The 18,195-nt window shown below is 36.2% G+C and carries 20 protein-coding genes; all 20 read right to left on the bottom strand.

Annotated features, from left to right (window positions below; genetic code table 11):
* Positions 1–40: 40 nt before the first annotated feature.
* The gene (locus EZJ43_RS03715) at positions 41–541 is read right to left on the bottom strand and encodes an acetyl-CoA carboxylase biotin carboxyl carrier protein subunit (protein WP_133261330.1); all 501 of its coding nucleotides are present in this window, start codon (positions 539–541) and stop codon (positions 41–43) included.
* A 3-nt stretch (positions 542–544) separates the two neighbouring features.
* Positions 545–1,165, bottom strand: a complete 621-nt coding sequence (locus EZJ43_RS03720) for a DUF4159 domain-containing protein (protein ID WP_133261331.1) — start codon at positions 1,163–1,165, stop codon at positions 545–547.
* A 92-nt stretch (positions 1,166–1,257) separates the two neighbouring features.
* The gene (locus EZJ43_RS03725) at positions 1,258–1,962 is read right to left on the bottom strand and encodes a 16S rRNA (uracil(1498)-N(3))-methyltransferase (protein ID WP_133261332.1); all 705 of its coding nucleotides are present in this window, start codon (positions 1,960–1,962) and stop codon (positions 1,258–1,260) included.
* Positions 1,963–1,970: 8 nt separating this feature from the next.
* Positions 1,971–3,386, bottom strand: a complete 1,416-nt coding sequence (locus tag EZJ43_RS03730; protein WP_133261333.1) for a hemolysin family protein — start codon at positions 3,384–3,386, stop codon at positions 1,971–1,973.
* Positions 3,386–3,937 (bottom strand): inorganic diphosphatase, encoded by a 552-nt coding sequence (locus EZJ43_RS03735; RefSeq protein ID WP_133261334.1) that lies wholly within the window; start codon positions 3,935–3,937, stop codon positions 3,386–3,388. The genes EZJ43_RS03730 and EZJ43_RS03735 overlap by 1 nt, the downstream gene beginning before the upstream one ends.
* A 7-nt stretch (positions 3,938–3,944) precedes the next feature.
* Positions 3,945–4,595 carry a DedA family protein gene (locus EZJ43_RS03740; protein WP_133261335.1) on the bottom strand — a complete coding sequence of 217 codons (651 nt, stop codon included), beginning with the start codon at positions 4,593–4,595 and terminating at the stop codon, positions 3,945–3,947.
* 47 nt (positions 4,596–4,642) lie between these two features.
* Complete coding sequence (locus EZJ43_RS03745; RefSeq protein ID WP_133261336.1) at positions 4,643–6,016, bottom strand: NADH-quinone oxidoreductase subunit N; 1,374 nt, start codon at positions 6,014–6,016, stop codon at positions 4,643–4,645.
* 3 nt (positions 6,017–6,019) lie between these two features.
* The gene (locus EZJ43_RS03750) at positions 6,020–7,498 is read right to left on the bottom strand and encodes a complex I subunit 4 family protein (RefSeq protein WP_133261337.1); all 1,479 of its coding nucleotides are present in this window, start codon (positions 7,496–7,498) and stop codon (positions 6,020–6,022) included.
* A gap of 20 nt (positions 7,499–7,518) precedes the next feature.
* Positions 7,519–9,420: an NADH-quinone oxidoreductase subunit L gene (nuoL, locus tag EZJ43_RS03755; protein ID WP_394343215.1), complete on the bottom strand. Its 1,902-nt coding sequence runs from the start codon at positions 9,418–9,420 to the stop codon at positions 7,519–7,521.
* Positions 9,421–9,434: 14 nt separating this feature from the next.
* Positions 9,435–9,764: an NADH-quinone oxidoreductase subunit NuoK gene (gene nuoK, locus EZJ43_RS03760; protein ID WP_133261338.1), complete on the bottom strand. Its 330-nt coding sequence runs from the start codon at positions 9,762–9,764 to the stop codon at positions 9,435–9,437.
* Positions 9,764–10,267, bottom strand: a complete 504-nt coding sequence (locus EZJ43_RS03765) for an NADH-quinone oxidoreductase subunit J family protein (protein ID WP_133261339.1) — start codon at positions 10,265–10,267, stop codon at positions 9,764–9,766. The genes nuoK and EZJ43_RS03765 overlap by 1 nt, the downstream gene beginning before the upstream one ends.
* A 146-nt stretch (positions 10,268–10,413) precedes the next feature.
* Positions 10,414–10,917: a NuoI/complex I 23 kDa subunit family protein gene (locus tag EZJ43_RS03770; protein ID WP_133261340.1), complete on the bottom strand. Its 504-nt coding sequence runs from the start codon at positions 10,915–10,917 to the stop codon at positions 10,414–10,416.
* A gap of 107 nt (positions 10,918–11,024) precedes the next feature.
* Positions 11,025–12,062, bottom strand: a complete 1,038-nt coding sequence (nuoH, locus tag EZJ43_RS03775) for an NADH-quinone oxidoreductase subunit NuoH (RefSeq protein WP_133261341.1) — start codon at positions 12,060–12,062, stop codon at positions 11,025–11,027.
* Entirely contained in the window at positions 12,062–13,072 is a 1,011-nt protein-coding gene (locus EZJ43_RS03780) for a 2Fe-2S iron-sulfur cluster-binding protein (RefSeq protein WP_133261342.1), read from the bottom strand. Before EZJ43_RS03780 ends, nuoH begins: the two co-directional genes overlap by 1 nt.
* A gap of 202 nt (positions 13,073–13,274) precedes the next feature.
* The gene (nuoF, locus tag EZJ43_RS03785; RefSeq protein WP_133261343.1) at positions 13,275–14,642 is read right to left on the bottom strand and encodes an NADH-quinone oxidoreductase subunit NuoF; all 1,368 of its coding nucleotides are present in this window, start codon (positions 14,640–14,642) and stop codon (positions 13,275–13,277) included.
* Between the two features lie 81 nt (positions 14,643–14,723).
* On the bottom strand, positions 14,724–15,236 hold the full coding sequence (locus EZJ43_RS03790) for an NADH-quinone oxidoreductase subunit NuoE family protein (protein WP_133261344.1): 513 nt from the start codon (positions 15,234–15,236) through the stop codon (positions 14,724–14,726).
* Positions 15,229–16,443, bottom strand: coding sequence for an NADH-quinone oxidoreductase subunit D (locus tag EZJ43_RS03795; protein WP_133261345.1), 1,215 nt, complete (start codon positions 16,441–16,443; stop codon positions 15,229–15,231). Before EZJ43_RS03795 ends, EZJ43_RS03790 begins: the two co-directional genes overlap by 8 nt.
* 83 nt (positions 16,444–16,526) lie before the next feature.
* On the bottom strand, positions 16,527–17,027 hold the full coding sequence (locus tag EZJ43_RS03800; RefSeq protein ID WP_133261346.1) for an NADH-quinone oxidoreductase subunit C: 501 nt from the start codon (positions 17,025–17,027) through the stop codon (positions 16,527–16,529).
* A complete protein-coding gene (locus tag EZJ43_RS03805) occupies positions 17,027–17,569 on the bottom strand; it encodes an NADH-quinone oxidoreductase subunit B (protein ID WP_133261347.1) in 543 nt (180 codons plus the stop codon). Before EZJ43_RS03805 ends, EZJ43_RS03800 begins: the two co-directional genes overlap by 1 nt.
* 208 nt (positions 17,570–17,777) lie before the next feature.
* Entirely contained in the window at positions 17,778–18,149 is a 372-nt protein-coding gene (locus tag EZJ43_RS03810; RefSeq protein WP_133261348.1) for an NADH-quinone oxidoreductase subunit A, read from the bottom strand.
* Positions 18,150–18,195 lie beyond the last annotated feature (46 nt).

Here is an 18,195-nt window from a genome sequence, read left to right on the forward strand (position 1 = left end):
CGAAATTTTCGAAGCCTTTTTTATTTTACACCAAGCTCAATCAAACAAACTGAATCAGTATTTGATTCTTCTCTACTTTATCGCCCTGCTTTACCAAAATTTTCTTTATCACGCCATCTGTTGATGATTTTAGCATATTTTCCATTTTCATCGCCTCAAGTATCAATAAATTATCGCCTTTGCCAATTGCGTCACCTTCATTTACAGAGATACTTAAAACTAAACCAGGCATTGGCGCTTTTATTTCGCTAATTTTTGTAGCGCTCAAGTTATCAATACCCAGTTTTTTAAGCAATTGATCGAATTGATCTTCTACTTGAATGGTATAAATATTTCCGTTTACCTTAATAATGCATTTCTTTTCCTTTTTATCAAACTCAACTACTTCTGCATTAAATGATTTATTTTTAAAAATTAGATTTGAAGAGTATTTACCAGTAGCGCTGCTGTCTATTTCTAACACCTCACCATTCACAGTTATATCTTCACCCTTTAGCTCAATACCGTACTCAAAATGATCATTAACCTTAATTTTATACATATTTTAATGTGTTAAAGCATATTGTACTAAATTTGCGCCCATTTTAAGGGCCTTGTTTCGAGTCTCTTGGGTATCTTCAGGATAAGTACCAAAATCTTCCCATCCATTCCCAAGATCACATTCATACGTGTAATAGCAAACTATTTTGCCCTTGTAAATTAAAGCAAAACCTTGGGCGCGTTTACCATCGTGCTCATGAATTTTAGGCAACCCGTTGGTAAACTTAAACTTTTGATTATATATTGCATGGTTTGCTGGCAACTCTACGAATTCTAATTCTGGAAAAACTTTTTTCATCTGTGGTCTGATAAATTTATCCAAACCATAATTATCATCTATGTGCAAAAAGCCTCCACCAATTAAATATTGTCGTAAATTTTTAACTTCTTGTTCGTTAAAAACCACATTGCCATGCCCTGTCATATACACAAACGGGAAGTTGAATAATTCCTTACTCCCCACTTCAACTATACTTTCTTCGGGGAAAAAATTTGTTTTTAAGTTTGTATTGCAAAATGCGATTAGGTTTGGCAAAGCCGTTCGGTCGGCATACCAATCGCCACCTCCGCTGTATTTTAGCTTAGCCATTCGGTAGGTTGGAACATTCGTAAAGGCAGAAAGCATAAAGCCAAAAGCACAAAAAAGATCGCTGAAAACTAAAAGACTAAAGCATTTAATAAAAAAATTATTTCTTAAAACTTGAAACTTCAAATTGGTTATCGATTTAGGTAATTAACTTCAAAACAAGTTGCTAGCGCAGCCGTTTCGGTGCGCAACCTGTTGTTACCTAAAGTTATAGGTTTATACCCTATATTCAAAGCTAAATTTACTTCTTCTAAAGAAAAATCTCCTTCCGGACCAATTAAAATTAAATAATTACCGTTGGGCTGAATTAGATCAGCAATATACTTTTTATTGTCATCGGCTACGCAATGAGCGATCAATTTATCTCCTTCAAATGGCATTTTTAAAAAACCATTTAGTGAAATTGCCTCGTTTAACTTAGGATGATAAGCCTTGATAGATTGTTTAACTGCCGAAGTAATCACTTTATTTAACCGATCATTCTTAACAATTTTTCGTTCAGATCGGTCAGATATAATGGGTGTAATTTCATCAATCCCTAACTCAGTAGCTTTTTCTAAAAACCATTCTAAACGATCGATATTTTTTGTTGGCGCAACAGCAATGTGTAAATAATGATTACGCTTTTGAAATTCCTTTTCTACTTGAAGAATTTTTAAGTTAACTTTTTTCGGATTATCAGATAAAATTTCAGCCGTGTAAAATCCTCCAATACCATCAATTAGATTGATTATGCCTCCAACAGGCAATCGCAATACCCTTACGCAGTGTTTACTTTCCTCTTCGTTAAGTGTATAGGTAGGTTGAGTGATATCGGGAGTATAGAAAATATGCACGACGAAATTTAATGATTGTTAACCATATCGGTTTCATTAATAACCAATTCTAACTTTATAGTTTCGATATTTTGATCCGTTTTTTTCAAAATCGTAAACAGGTAGCCATAAGATTCATTGCTTTCTCCAACTTCTGGAATTCGTTCAAAAACGTGAGATACCAAACCACCAATGGTGTCAAAATCTTCATCCTCTGGCAAATCGTGTGGTAAATGTTCATTTACATCGTAAACCGTAGCAAAAGCATTTACAATAAATTCATTATCCGATATTCGTTCCACTAAAGGTTTCTCTTCATCATACTCATCCTGTATTTCGCCAACCAATTCTTCTACAATATCTTCTAAGGTAACCATACCCGCAGTACCGCCAAATTCATCCAAAACAATGGCAATTTGAATGCGGTTACTTTGCAACTCACTCATTAAATCGTTAATCTTCTTTGTTTCCGTTACAAAATAAGGTTTACGGATAATATCGTTCAACGTCCAATGATCGTTACCTGCTACAACCAATGGCAAGATATCTTTAGCATGGATAATACCAACAATCTTATCCATAATTTCATCATATACGGGTAAGCGTGAGTATCCTTCTTTAATTATTTTATCAATAACATGCTCTTTAGCTAAAGTTAATTCTACCCCCGAAATTTTCGTTCTGGGCACCATAATATTTTTAACAACACGTTCATTAAAATCGAATACATTCTTTATCAGCTCATGCTCATTATTATCCAACGCACCGCTTTCCTTACCCTGATCTAACAGATATTGCAACTCTTCCGAACTGTGAATAGATTCGTGCCCTGCAGAGGTATCGATACCGAAAGGCTTCAGAATAATCGCTGCTAAGCTGTTCAATACCCAAATAATTGGGCGGAATAGTACATAAAAAATTTGAAGCGGAACTGAAACAAAAAGCGTAGTTGCTACTGGCCTTTGAATGGCTAGGGATTTTGGCGCCAACTCTCCAAAAACAATGTGCATTATGGTAATAATAGAAAATGCGATTGCTGTAGAGATAGTGGTAATTAATGCCTCGCCTATGCCAAAGTTGGCTAAAGAATTATGAATAATTTCGTGCATTACTTTTTCTCCAACCACACCTAAACCTAGTGAAGCTAAAGTAATACCAAGTTGTGTAGCGGCTAAATATCCATCTAAATGATGAAGAATATTTTTGGCCATTTTACCAACCCTACTACCTGTTTTGGCTTTGATTTCTATTTGCGATGCACGAACTTTAACAATTGCAAATTCTGCAGCTACAAAAAAGCCATTTAAAAACACTAAAAAAAGTGCAAATATTAAACGCCATCCAACATCTCCAGAAGGCTCAATTGCGGGTACAGCAACTAATATCGAAGCAGGAACGATTGCACCAAAAAGCGTAACTGCTGAAATAATGACGGGATAGACCATTAAGCTAAATTTCTAAAAGTGGTATCATAAAGTGCTATACTTTCTTTAATTACTTTATGTGCGTAACGTACACCAAGCAAATGCTCAATAGTTACATTTTTATCTTCTAATGCCTTGTAATCTTGAAAGAAACGAACAATTTCTTTCATTTGATGTGGTGGAAGTTCATCTAAATCATTGATATAATTTACCGACATATCGTGGTTTGCAACTGCGATAATTTTATCATCTTGCTCACCGTTATCAACCATGTGCATTACGCCAACTACCTTTGCTTCTATCAAAGTCATTGGAAATACATCTACCGAACACAATACCAATATATCAAGCGGATCTTTATCATCGCAATAAGTTTGAGGGATAAAACCGTAATTGGCCGGGTACATTACGGATGAGAATAACACTCTATCCAATTTTATCAACCCTGATTCTTTATCTATTTCGTATTTTGCTTTAGATCCTTTTGGGATTTCAATAATTGCGTTTACTATTTCAGGAACGTTTTTACCTGGTGAAACACTATGCCATGCGTGATGATCGTCTTTTGCCATTTTTAATTTAATTCTCTTTATCTTCTTCTGAAGTATTCACTTTATTTTTTACAAAGGTAATCAATAATGGAATAGATGTAATTACGATAAAGCCAATAATAATATATAATAAATACTCGTTAATTTCTTTTTCAAATCTTTTACCCAAAAAATAACCCAATAAGGTTAGGGAGCAAATCCATAAAATGGCACCAACTACGTTATAAAAGGCAAACCTTTTAAAGTCGAGTTTTACTACACCAGCAAAAATCGGGGCAAAAGTTCTAACAATAGGCACAAAACGGCCCATAATTAACGCAAAAGCGCCTTGTTTGTTGTAGTATCGCTCTGCAGCCTTTAAATATTTTTTCTTAAAAAAGAAACTATCTTTCCTTGTGTACAAAACTGGACCGGTTTTTTTACCAAACCAATAACCAGTAAAGTTGCCCATAATGGCTGCGATGCACAAACCAGCCAAAAGTATGCCAATATTAACATCGAGTTTGCCGGTAGCAACAAACATTCCTGCTAAAAAAAGCAAGTAATCTCCGGGTAAGAAAAAACCAAAAAACAGACCAGTCTCGGCGTAAATAACGAATATAAGGAGGTAAAAACCTCCTCCCTTCAATAATTTCTCTGCATCAATTAAATGTTGCAATTTACTCCAGATTTCGTGCATAGTTCAATTATTCATAAAACTACAAATAATTATCTACAACAAGATGGTTAAATTAAGTTTAAAATAATTGTAGGATAAACACCCAATACTACGGTTATGGTTACGCAAATAAGTAAAACCAGCTTATATTGAAAAGGGGTAGAAAGCTCAAGATCTGATCCATCTTTAAACCATGTGGCCACAATTACCTTAAAATAGTAGTAAAAACCTACTAAAGCATTTAAAACTGCAAAGCCAACCAACAAGATTTGATAATCGCCCATAACATTCAGAAACATTAAGTATTTACCAATGAAACCAGCAGTTAGGGGAATACCGGCTAATGATAACATCGCTATTGTTAGCGCAGTAGCCACCAATGGATTTCGCTTACCTAAACCGTTAAAACTTTCGATATTAACATTGCCTGTTCTTTGCTTCACTAAAATTAAAACTGCAAATGCAATAAGCGTAGCGAAGGTATAAGCGGTTGCATAAACTAAAACACTATTATCAGAACTTTTACTCAGTACCACTAACGAAAACAGCATATAACCTGCGTGAGAAATACTGGAATAAGCCAATAAGCGTACAAAGTTTTTCTGAAATAAGGCCGTTACGTTACCAATAAATAATGTTAAGCAAATAATTACCATTAATGGAATTACCCAAAAATCATGTATTGGAGCAAATGTTCCGGCAAATAAGCGTAAAAAAGCCGCAAAACCAGCTGTTTTTACTATTGTACTCATAAAAGCAGTTATTAACGAAGGCGAACCTTCGTACACATCGGGTACCCAGAAATGAAAAGGTGCGGCACCAACTTTAAAACACATTCCAACCATCATTAATATTACCCCAGGGTAAAAAATTGGTGATATGGATTTGTAATCTTTAACTAAATATTCCTTTATGGTTAGCAAATCGAATGAACCAGTAGCACCATATATTAAAGTAATGCCGAAAAGTAAAAAACCTGTAGAGAAAGCGCCCATTAAAAAGTATTTTAAAGAAGCTTCATTAGATGCAAAATTTCTTTTACGAATACCAGCGAGGATGTATAAACTTACCGACATTACCTCTAAACCTACAAATAACATCGCCATATTGGTGTACGACACCATCATAATCATCCCCGCAAGGGAAAACAAGATTAACGTAAAATACTCGGCAACGTTTTCGCTTTTAGTATGGAAATAATTTTGAGTGAGGAGAAAAATCATCAAAGTGCCCACTATACAAAGCGCAGAAAATGCTAGTGCAAAATTATCAGTTTGCATCATGCCGAAGTCAACAGCATTTCCATTCCATGCGGCAATGGTAAATCCTAGCGCAGTAAGTAAGCCAACAACGGTAAGTGGTAATAATGCTTTATTTGCCTTAAACAAACCTGAATAGAGGACAATAAAAGCTGTTATACTAATGGTTATTATAATATTCATTGCTTATTTTACTGTTAATTTTTGATTTACCTGCTCTAATAAATGTTGTACAGATGCCTCTGTTAAATGCAAAATTACTTTTGGATAGATCCCCAAAATAATAACTAAAGCACATATTATATAAAGAACTAATTTTTCAGTTCCTTCAATATCTTTAAAACCAACTGTTAATTCGTTCGTTTTGCCAAGCATTACATTTTGATACATGCGCAACATATACACAGCACCAAAAATGATTGTTAAACCCGCTATTGCAGCCGCCCAAATACCGTAGTTATACACGCCCATCAGCAATAAAAATTCCCCAATAAAACCGTTTGTACCGGGTAATGCAATTGTTCCTAAAACAATAATTAAGAACACGATGGAAAGCTGAGGTGCCGATTTAGCTATACCACCCAAATCTTCAATTTTATTGGTTTTTAAACGCGAAAATATAATATCTAAAATAAAAAATAAGCCGACCACGTTAATACCATGACTTAACATTTGCATCATAGCACCCTGCATCCCTTGTTGACCAGCAATACCAATATTAAACGAAGCAAAAATACCCGCAGAGATTAAGCCAACGTGGGCAATTGATGAATAAGCAACTAAACGTTTGGCATCTTTTTGTGTAAATGCGATAATCGAAGCATAAACGATACCGATAATGGAAATAGCCATTACCAAGCCAGACCAATCTTGAACACCTACGGGAACAATTGGCAACAGCCATCTAATTACGCCGTAAATACCCATTTTTAACATAATACCAGATAATAACATTGTACCTTGAGTCGGCGCTGCTGTATAAGTATCGGGTTGCCAAGTATGAAATGGGAAAATTGGCATTTTAATTGCAAATGCGACAAAGAAAGCCCAAAAAAGCCAGCCCTGTTGCACACGATCTAAACTCAATGCGTAAAAAGACTGAATTTCGAAATTATGCGCCGGGTTTTGTAAATACAAATAAATAATACCCATCAACATAAAAAGTGAACCTGCAATGGTGTACACAAAAAATTTCATGTTAATGCGAATTCTATCTTTTCCGCCCCAAAAAGCACAAATAAAGTAAATTGGAATTAATGCAGCCTCCCATCCTATATAGAAAAGGAAAGCATCCATTGCTGTAAATACCAACAATAAACCCACTTGCATGAATAAAATCAACGCGTAAAAAGCACCCGGATTTTTATAATCGTGTTTGTAGCTGGATAAAATGATGATTGGAATTAATAAATTGGTAAGCAATACCACAAGCAAGCTAATTCCATCAATACCTGCATGAAAATGAATACCCAAATCATTGATCCAAGGCAAATTCACTTCAAATTGTGTACTTGCATTTGGAATGAAGTTTAAGGCCATAAAGATGGTTAGGCCTAAAACAACAATAGCAGTTGCTGTAGAAACCATTTTTGCCGACTTACCAGAAAATGCTGTAATTACGGCACCTAATAGCGGGAGAAATATAAGTAGTAAAAGTTGTTCCATTATTTATTTTTGAACCCTTTTTAAATGTAATAAAATGTATATGCAAGCAATGCGACGATACCAAATACCATCATAAAAATATAGAAACCAATGTTTCCACTTTGTATTAAACGAACGCCTTTGCTGGCTTCGTTTGTACTCCATCCTAATCCGTTTACAATACCATCAATAAATTTAGTATCTATCACTCTATAAAAGAACTTTGATAATCCGTCCAAAGGCTTAGTAATAATGAAATCGTAAATTTCATCTAAATAAAATTTATTGTATGATATTTTAACAAGTGGAGAACGGTTTTCGGAATCTAACGCTGGAATACGTGCGCCTTTAACATAGCGGAAATAGGCAAAAATCAATGCGCCTATAGCTAGTAAAACGGAAATAGCCATTAAAACAATTTCTGTAGTATGATCTAAATTTAATTCATGTTGCGCAACCTGTGCGCCAGATAGCCAATGCGCTAACCACTCATTTCCACCAAAAATATGAGGTATGTTTATTGCACCGCCGATAGCAGATAAAATTGCCAAAATAATTAATGGAGCTGTCATTGTTACTGGCGATTCATGCACGTGACTTTCTGCATGATGTTTACTGCGGTAATTACCAAAGAATGTAAGAAACATCATTCTAAACATATAAAACGCAGTTAAAAAAGCAGTTAACACGCCTACGCCCCATAATATTGGGCTATACTGAAAAGTGTGTGCTAAAATTTCATCTTTAGAAAAGAAACCCGAAAATGGTGGAATTCCCGATATTGCAATGGTTGCAACCATCATGGTTAGGAATGTTATAGGAAGCTTTTTTCTTAACCCGCCCATATTCCGCATATCCTGCTCGTGATGCATGGCGTGGATAACAGAACCAGCACCCAAGAAAAGTAATGCTTTGAAAAATGCATGCGTTAAAACGTGGAAAAAAGAACCTGTATAAGCACCAACACCCAAGCCTAAAAACATATAACCCAATTGGGATACGGTTGAATAGGCTAATACCTTTTTAATGTCGGTTTGTGATAAAGCAATAATTGCAGCGATTAAAGCGGTTGCTGCGCCAATAATGGCGATGATGTGCTGCGTGAAAGGTGCCAAGTCGAACAAAACGCTAGAACGGGCAATCATATAAATACCAGCAGTTACCATTGTTGCGGCGTGTATTAATGCAGAAACAGGCGTTGGACCAGCCATTGCATCTGGCAACCATGTAAATAAAGGCAACTGTGCAGATTTACCGCAGGCTCCGATAAATAACATCATGGTAATTAGCACCAACATATTATTTCCGGGTAACATGTTAGCAGCTTGAGGAAAGATTTTAGAAAACTCTACACTACCAAAGAAGTTGAACATTAAGAATACACCCAATAGAAAGCCTAAATCGCCAATTCGGTTCATTACAAAAGCCTTTTTCGCTGCAGATGCATAAGCACTATTGGTGTACCAAAATCCAATTAGAAGGTACGAGCATAAACCTACACCTTCCCAACCGATAAACATTACAATGTAATTAGCGCCCAATACCAATATGAGCATGAAGAACACAAATAAGTTTAAGTAACTGAAAAATTTACCAAAACATTCATCAGCGTGCATATAGCTTACCGAGTATAAATGGATTAGAAAACCTATGCCAGTAATAATCAAAAGCATTACCGAACTTAGTGGATCAACTAAGAAAGATAACGGTATATGCAATTTCCCAGCACTAATCCAATCGAATAAAAATACTTCGTGAGATTTCTGAGCATCACCTTGTAAAGTGAAAAATATAACTACGCTAATAATAAAAGAAGCTAGAATAACGCCACTTCCGATTATTCCAATTACGCTTTTTGATAAAAAATTTCTGCCTAGCCCATTAATTACAAACCCTAAAAGAGGAAGTAAAGGAACCAACCAAATCAACTGTTCTATTGTCATTTCTTAAATATAATTTACCACTTAAGGCGATTTAAAACATTAATATCTGTAGATTTTGTATTTCTGTAAACCATAACAATAATCGCGAGGCCAACTGCTACTTCTGCAGCGGCAAGCGCCATAATAAAGAATACAAAAACCTGCCCCGATGGATCGTTATGTTGAACTGAAAATGCTGTTAAAAGTAAGTTTACAGAATTCAACATCAGTTCTACCGACATAAAAATTACGATTGCATTTCTGCGGGTTAGCACGCCAATTACTCCAATAGAGAAAATAATTGCACATAAATATATATAATGATTTAGTGGAACGCCGGCCATTTGTGTTGTTAAATTTTCCATTATGATTCTACCTCATCTTTTTTAGATAACAAAACAGCGCCGACCATTGCAGTTAATAGTAAAAGCGACGATAACTCGAACGGCAACAAGAAAGGGCCAAAAAGTTCTTTACCTAAGTTTTCTACTAAACCCAAACCTTGATTTTGTAAAACAAGCGGGCTGTTAATACTTGCTGCCTTAAATGAACCGATTAAAGTAACCACTAAACAACAGCCTGCTATTAACCCCACAATTTTAATCAACGGAGATTTAAGCGGTTCGCTTTCTTTGTTTAAGTTGAGTAACATTAAAACAAATAAGAATAATACCATTATGGCACCCATGTAAACGATAAAGTTTACAACAGCCAAAAACTGTGCATTTAAAAGCACATAATGTACCGTAAAGGTGAAAAAAGTTAAAATTAAGTACAATACGCTATGTATTGGGTTTTTTGCAAAAACCACCATCAGCGAGCAGATGATACTTAATGTGGCTACGAAATAGAATACTTGTGTACCCATTAATATTTTGTTTATTTTATATTTAATTTGCCGTCATTGCGAGGCACGAAGCAATCTATTTTGTAAAATCATCGCATTAGGATTGCTTCGTTCCTCGCAATGATGGACTTTGTAAGTTATTTATTTCGTGTCGCCACGAATGATATTTATTTTTTCATTACTAAAGGCTCTTCCACCAATTTATCCTTACCGTAAATAAAATCTTTACGAAGATAATCTGCTGGTACAATTGGCCCATCTAAATAAATTGCTTCTTTCGGACAAGCCTCTTCACACAAACCACAAAAAATGCAACGCAACATGTTAATTTCATAGGTTGCTGCATATTTCTCTTCGCGATACAAATCTTTCTCCTCTGGCTTGCGTTCTGCTGCAATCATGGTAATGGCTTCAGCTGGGCACGAAAGTGCACATAAACCACAAGCAGTACAACGTTCCTTTCCATTTTCGTCGCGTTTTAGCGAGTGCATCCCTCTAAAATTAGTAGAAAACTCACGTTCAACCTCTGGGTATCTTATCGTAGCAGTTTTTTTAAACAAATGGCTAAAAGTAATGCCCATACCCTTAAAAATGGCAGGCAAATACATCCGCTCCATTAAAGTCAAAGGCTTTTGATCTAGTACTTTTTTCTTATTACTTAATGATTCCATAACTCCAAACCTCTAAAGAGGCTTTTATATACATGTGTAAATCTTACATTTAAACCTAAAAGGCTTTTTAATTTTTTCGCTATCACTCCCCTTCAGGAGATGGAAGTCTAAAACTTCTCAACAAACGCAATCACAATTCCTGTTACTATTATATTGGCAATGGCCAAAGGTATTAAGACTTTCCAACCTAAATTCATCAATTGATCATAGCGGAAACGGGGGATTGTCCAACGTACCCACATAAAGAAAAAGATGAAGCAAACTATTTTTAAAAATAGGATAGCTACACCAAATAGAGGCGCCCAAGTTGGCCCCAATAAAGTTGCCATGTAATCCATCCCAGGATAATTATAGCCTCCGAAATATAGGGTGGCCATTACTGCCGAGGATACAAACATATTGATGTATTCTGCAAACAAGTAAAAGCCTAATTTCATTGATGAATATTCAGTGTGATAACCACCGATTAATTCCGTTTCACATTCAGGCAAATCGAATGGTGCACGATTGGTTTCTGCAAAAGAACAAATCATAAATATTAAAAAGCCCAATGGTTGATACCAAGCATTCCAATTAAAACCGTGCTGTTGCTCTACAATTGTTTTTAAGCTTAACGTATTTGTCATTAAAAGCAATGCGATAATAGATAAACCCATTGCAATTTCATAGCTGATATTTTGTGATGCTGCTCTGATTGCACTTAATAACGAATATTTATTATTTGATGCCCAACCACCAATCATTACGCCGTAAACACCCAAAGAAACAACGCCGAAAATATATAAAACGCCAACATTAATATCTGCAACTTGTAAAGGAACCAACTTGCCACCAATTTCCATTGGACTACCCCAAGGAATTACCGCTGTACCAATACATGCACAAAGCAATGCCAAACCAGGGCCAGCGATAAAGAGGAATTTGTTTGCAGCTGTTGGAATAATCTCCTCTTTCATAAACATTTTCACTCCATCTGCCAATGGCTGAAGAATACCAAAAGGACCTGCCCTATCTGGCCCTAACCGATCTTGTAGAAATGCCGCAACTTTACGTTCAGCATAAGTAGAATACATGGCTACCACCAAACTGATGCCGAAAATTACCGCTACCAGAATAAATTTTTCTATGATAAAACCTGTATCCATTAATATTTTACTTTTTTGTGTAGTTCAATTTCATTAGCTGCCTGCAAAGCTTCATTAGGCTGTATTACGTGCAAAGGTATTAATGTTTCGTAATGATTCGATGCAATTACTGAAGTATCATCAATATGTGTTGGATGTTCAATCACCCAATCGGCCGTTAATTTCTTATCAAACCTACACTCGTTGCAAATAAATGCCTCAACTTCTCCAAACTCATCTTTACGAGCCGTAACACGTAAAACGTTTTCGCCTTTATACCAAAGTGTTACCTTACCATTGCACGTATCATGATTACAATCACGGTGCGCATCTACAGGTTTTGTAAACCAAACCCGATTTTTAAAACGGAATGTTTTATCGGTTAAAGCACCTACGGGACAAACATCAATTACGTTACCAGAAAAATCATTCTCTACAACCTGTTGGATGTATGTAGAAATTTCTGAGTGATCACCTCGGTTTAAAATACCGTGAACACGTTTATTTGTAATCTGATCGGCAACAAAAACACAGCGGTAGCACAAAATACACCGATTCATGTGCAGTTGAATTTTATCGCCAATATCAATACGTTCAAAAGTACGGCGTTCAAACTCAAAACGGGTTTGTTGCAAACCATGTTCGTAGCTTAGATTTTGTAAATCACATTCACCTGCTTGGTCACATACTGGGCAATCCAACGGATGATTAATTAATAAAAATTCTACTACACCTGCACGTGCTTCTAAAACCTCTGGCGAGGTAATATTCAACACTTCCATTCCATCCATTACTGTTGTACGGCAAGATGCAACCAGTTTTGGCATTGGCCGAGGATCTTTCTCCGAACCTTTTGATACCTTAACGATACAGGTACGGCATTTTCCACCACTGCCTTCTAACTTAGAATAATAACACATTGCTGGTGGAACAATATCACCGCCAATTTGCCTTGCAGCATTTAGGATGGTAGTTCCATTATCAACCTCTACCGTTATTCCGTCTATCGTAACCTTAACTTTATCACTCATTATTTAAATTCAAAAGTGAAAATTTTAAATTAAAAACCTTCAAAAAGTTTAAGCTTTATCTTTATTTATTGTGCCGTCTTTGCGAGGCACGAATCAAACTTTTCTTTATAGTCTATCGCTTTAGGATTGCTTTCCCGAGAAGTCGGGACTAGCTGTTCCTGGCCACGACGCCAGACTTCATCACAAAAAGTGACTTAAAATCTTATTTCTCTTCAGTTACAGTTATCTTTTCTATCGGCACAGCATAATTTGCCATACCATAAGGCACTGTCTGACTTTTAACCGGCTCATTAATGTAGTATTCAAATTCATCTCTGAAGTGACGAATTGCGCTCGCTACTGGCCAAGCCGCTGCATCACCTAACGGGCAAATTGTATTTCCTTCAATTCTACGTTGTATATCCCAAAGCAAATCAACATCCTGCATATTGCCTTTTCCGTGTACAATTCTATTCAAAACCTTTTCCATCCATCCCGTACCTTCACGGCATGGCGAACACTGTCCGCAACTTTCGTGATAATAAAAGCGAGAAAAATTCCAAGTATTGCGAACAATAGATTGGTCTTCATCAAAAGCGATAAAACCGCCAGAACCCAACATCGTTCCTGTCGCAAATCCACCTTCTGATAAAGATTCATAACTCATCAAACGTGGCTCGCCGTTGGCTAACTTTAAAGTTAAGTTTGCTGGCAAAACAGGTACCGATGATCCGCCCGCAACTGTTGCTTTTAGGCGTTTTCCATTTGCAATACCGCCACAATATTCATCAGAGTAAATAAATTCTTCTACAGGTAAGCCTAATTCTATTTCATAAACACCTGGCTTTACTAAATTACCCGATGCGGATATTAACTTTGTACCAGTACTTCTACCAATACCTATTTTTGCATATTCTTCTCCGCCATCGTTAATGATGGGTACAATCGCAGCAATGGATTCAACATTGTTTACTACCGTTGGGCAACCATATAAACCTGCAATTGCCGGGAAAGGTGGTTTAATTCTAGGGTTTCCTCTTTTACCTTCAAGCGATTCTAACAATGCAGTTTCTTCACCACAAATGTAAGCACCGCCACCTGGTTGCACATATAACTCTAAATCGTAACCTGTACCTAAAATATTTTTACCTAAAAAACCTGCAGCTTTAGCTTCGGCAATAGCTTTTTCTAAAATACGAATTTGAGGCATCATTTCGCCACGAACGTAGATGTAAGAAACTTTCGCACCTAAAGCAAAGCTAGATACAATCATACCTTCTATCAAAGCGTGCGGAATGTGCGTCATTAAATACCGATCCTTGAAAGTTCCAGGTTCAGACTCATCTGCGTTACACACCAAATAGCGCGCAACACCTTCTGGCTTAGCCAAAAAACTCCACTTCATACCTGTTGGAAAACCTGCTCCACCACGGCCACGCAAGCCTGATTTCTTAACTTCTTCAACAATCTCTTCAGGTGTTAAAGTTTTAAGGGCTTTTTCCACGGCACGGTAACCACCTTTTTGGCGATAGACCTCAAATGTATTGATGCCTGGTACGTTTATATGCTCAAGTAATAATTTACGGCTCATGTATTTATTAGATGTGAGATGTGAGATGTGAGATTTTAGACAAATTGCCAATCTCATATCTCATATCTAGTTTCTCAAATCTCATTTGTTCTTTAAATCTTCAATCAATTTATCTACACTTTCAGTTGTTAAGTTTTCGTAGAAGGTATAATCTGGACTAATTTGTAAAACTGGCCCATAACCACATGCAGCTAAGCACTCAACACCTCTAAAACTAAACAACCCATCTGCAGTAACTTCCCCTTCTTTTACACCTAAAGTGTTTTCTAAGTGTGTTAATATTTTTTCTGCACCTACCAAACAACAAGGTCCTGTGCGGCAAACTTCCATTGCATATTTTCCTTGTGGCTTTAAAAAGTACATACTGTAGAAAGTGGCTACTTCATAAACTTCAATAGGCTCAATATTTAAATATGCAGCAATTTGATCCATTGCTGATGTACTTACCCATAAATATTCGGCCTGTACTAAATGCAAAAGTGGCAGTAAAGCCGATTTTTGCTTTCCTTCTGGATAACGGCTTTTAACATCATCAAATTTTGCCAGCAAAGCTGATGACAACTGTACAGGTGTTTGTTCTTCTACTTTAAGCATCTAATTCTCCTGCAATAATGTTCATACTACTCATGTTTATAATGGCATCGGATAATAACATGCCTTCGCTCATTGGTGCAAACATTTGATAATTTATAAAACTAGGTCTGCGAAAATGCAAACGGTAAGGCGTACGTCCACCATCGTTTATCAAATAAAATCCTAATTCGCCGTTTCCACCTTCTACAGCGTGGTAAATTTCCGCTTTCGGTGCATCAATCTCGCCCATCACAATTTTAAAATGATAGATTAAGGCTTCCATATTGTTGTAAACTTCTTGTTTTGGAGGAAGATAAAATTCTGGCACATCAGCGTGAAAAATACCTTTAGGCTCAGATTTTAATTTCTCTAAACTTTGTTCGATTATCCTTAAACTCTGCCACATTTCTTCATTCCGAACCAAATAACGATCGTAAATATCGCCACTTGTACCCACTGGTACTTCAAAATCAAAATCTTGATAAGAAGAATAAGGATCGCTTACGCGAACATCATAATCTATACCCGTAGCGCGCAAAAGTGGACCAGTCCAACCGTAATCTAAAGCTGTTTCTTTACCTACTTCGGCAACGCCCGCAGTTCTATCAATAAAAATACGGTTACGGTTTAAAAGGTTTTCAAATTCTTTTAAAGCGACTGGAAATTCTTTTAAAAATTTATTGATTTTGGTAAATGCTACCTCATTAAAATCTCGCTCAAACCCACCAATTCTACCAATATTTGTTGTTAAGCGTGCACCACACACTTCCTCAAAAATTTCGTAAATGTGCTCTCTAAATTGAAAAAGGTATAAGAAAGTTGTTGTTGCGCCGGTATCTTGACCAATAATTGTATTACATATAATATGATCTGCAATACGAGAAAGTTCCATTATAATTACACGTAGATAATCTACACGTTTTGGCATTTCGATTTTTAACAGTTTTTCAACCGTCATGTGCCAACCCATATTGTTAATTGGCGACGAGCAGTAATTTAAACGATCTGTAAGTGGGGTAATTTGATAAAATGGGCGATGCTCGGCAATTTTTTCAAAAGCACGATGGATGTATCCAACTGTAGATACGCCGCTAACAATCCGTTCTCCATCCATTTGCAAAACATTTTGGAAAACTCCATGTGTTGCTGGGTGGGTTGGACCTAGGTTTAAAGTTACCAGTTCCTCTTGAGGATCGTTATCTGTAAATACAGGATGGTTATGATTCATGGCCCTTAATTCCGAAAAAACGGAACTCCTTTCAAATTTTATTGTTAATTATTTGTTATATCTAACTTCTATTTCGGCAAAAATTATCTGCCAAAAAATTCGTCTTTTTTATCAACACGATTTGGATCTTCCAAAGGGTATTGCTTTAACATTGGGTGAACACCCAAATCATCCATATTCAAAATACGGCGCAAATCTGGGTGACCTTCAAACTTAACGCCAAAAAAATCATACGTTTCGCGTTCCATCCAATTGGCAGCTTTCCAAATTGTAGTAGCAGTAGGTATAGTTGGATGTTTTTCAGCAATAAAAACTTTTACCCTAATTCTTACCCTTTCTACCATATTATTTAAGTGGTAAACCACTGCAATTCCATGGTCTTTTTCGGGGTAATGTACAGCTGTAATATCCGTTAAGAAATTAAAATTTAATTCATTTTTAAGATGCAAAAGTACGTTGTGAATTACATCTGTATAGGTTACAAAAGTTAATAAACCATAAGGTTCGGAAACTGCTGTTACTTTTTCGCCAAACTTTTCTACAAGCTTAACATGGATATCGTTATTTAAAGTTGTTTGCTCCATTATTTAATACCGTATTGACCGAGAAGATCTTTATAATAATCAGAATGCCTTCTTCTGCCCGATTCATTTTTAACTAAATCTTGTACGCGCTGGAAACCATCTAAAATAGCTTCAGGCCTAGGCGGACAACCAGGCACGTAAACATCAACTGGTATAACCTCATCAATTCCTTGTAAAACAGAATAGGTATCAAAAATACCGCCACTGCTTGCACATGCACCAACAGCCATTACCCAACGTGGCTCGGCCATTTGAATATAAACCTGCTTAAGCACTGGTGCCATTTTTTTTGCAATGGTACCCATTACCATTAAAACATCAGCTTGACGGGGAGAAAAACTTAAACGCTCTGCACCGAAACGACCCAAATCGTAATGTGAACCCATAGTTGCCATAAACTCAATGCCGCAGCAAGAAGTTGCGAAAGGCAACGGCCACAACGAATTTGCGCGAGCCAAACCGATCACTTTATCTAAAGAAGTGGCAAAATAGCCAGGTCCTTCTGTTCCTGGAGGTGCATCTACTATATTAATTTCACTCATGTTTTTAAACAAAAAATGTTCATTCCTTTTTATAGAATGAACACAAATTTACAATATTTTAAAGCCAAACATACAAACGATACTTGATTTAGAACCTTTCTAAATAATTAATTTAACTGGGGGCTAAGTGTAAATGATACACATTTGGTTTTCAGTTCTCAATTAACAGTTTTTCTATGCTCAAATGCAGGCCACAATTGTTAACCTATTAGTTCCAGTCTAACACTTTTTTCTTAAGTACATACACAAATCCTAATAATAGTGTAGCCATAAAAATGAACATCTCTATCATTCCATCCATTTTTAATGCTTTAAAATTAACTGCCCAAGGATACATGAAAATAACTTCTATATCAAAAAGAACAAATAATATTGCTACCACGAAGTATTTAACGGAAAATGGCTGCCTTGCATTACCAATCATTTTAACACCAGCCTCAAAAGTTTCTAATTTATCGCTGGTTTTACGTTTTGGGCCTAAAAAATGTGTGGCAACTAAAGTTGTTACTACAAACCCTAAGGCAACAATTACTTGAAATATAATCGGTAAAAAATCTATTGAGGTACTTTGCGCTTGCATATTCTTAATTTTCTGCTACAAAAGTAAAAGAAAAAGGCAGAGTAAC

Origin of the sequence: Pedobacter changchengzhani, assembly GCF_004354365.1 — a bacterium.
Taxonomy (GTDB): Bacteria; Bacteroidota; Bacteroidia; order Sphingobacteriales; family Sphingobacteriaceae; genus Pedobacter; species Pedobacter changchengzhani.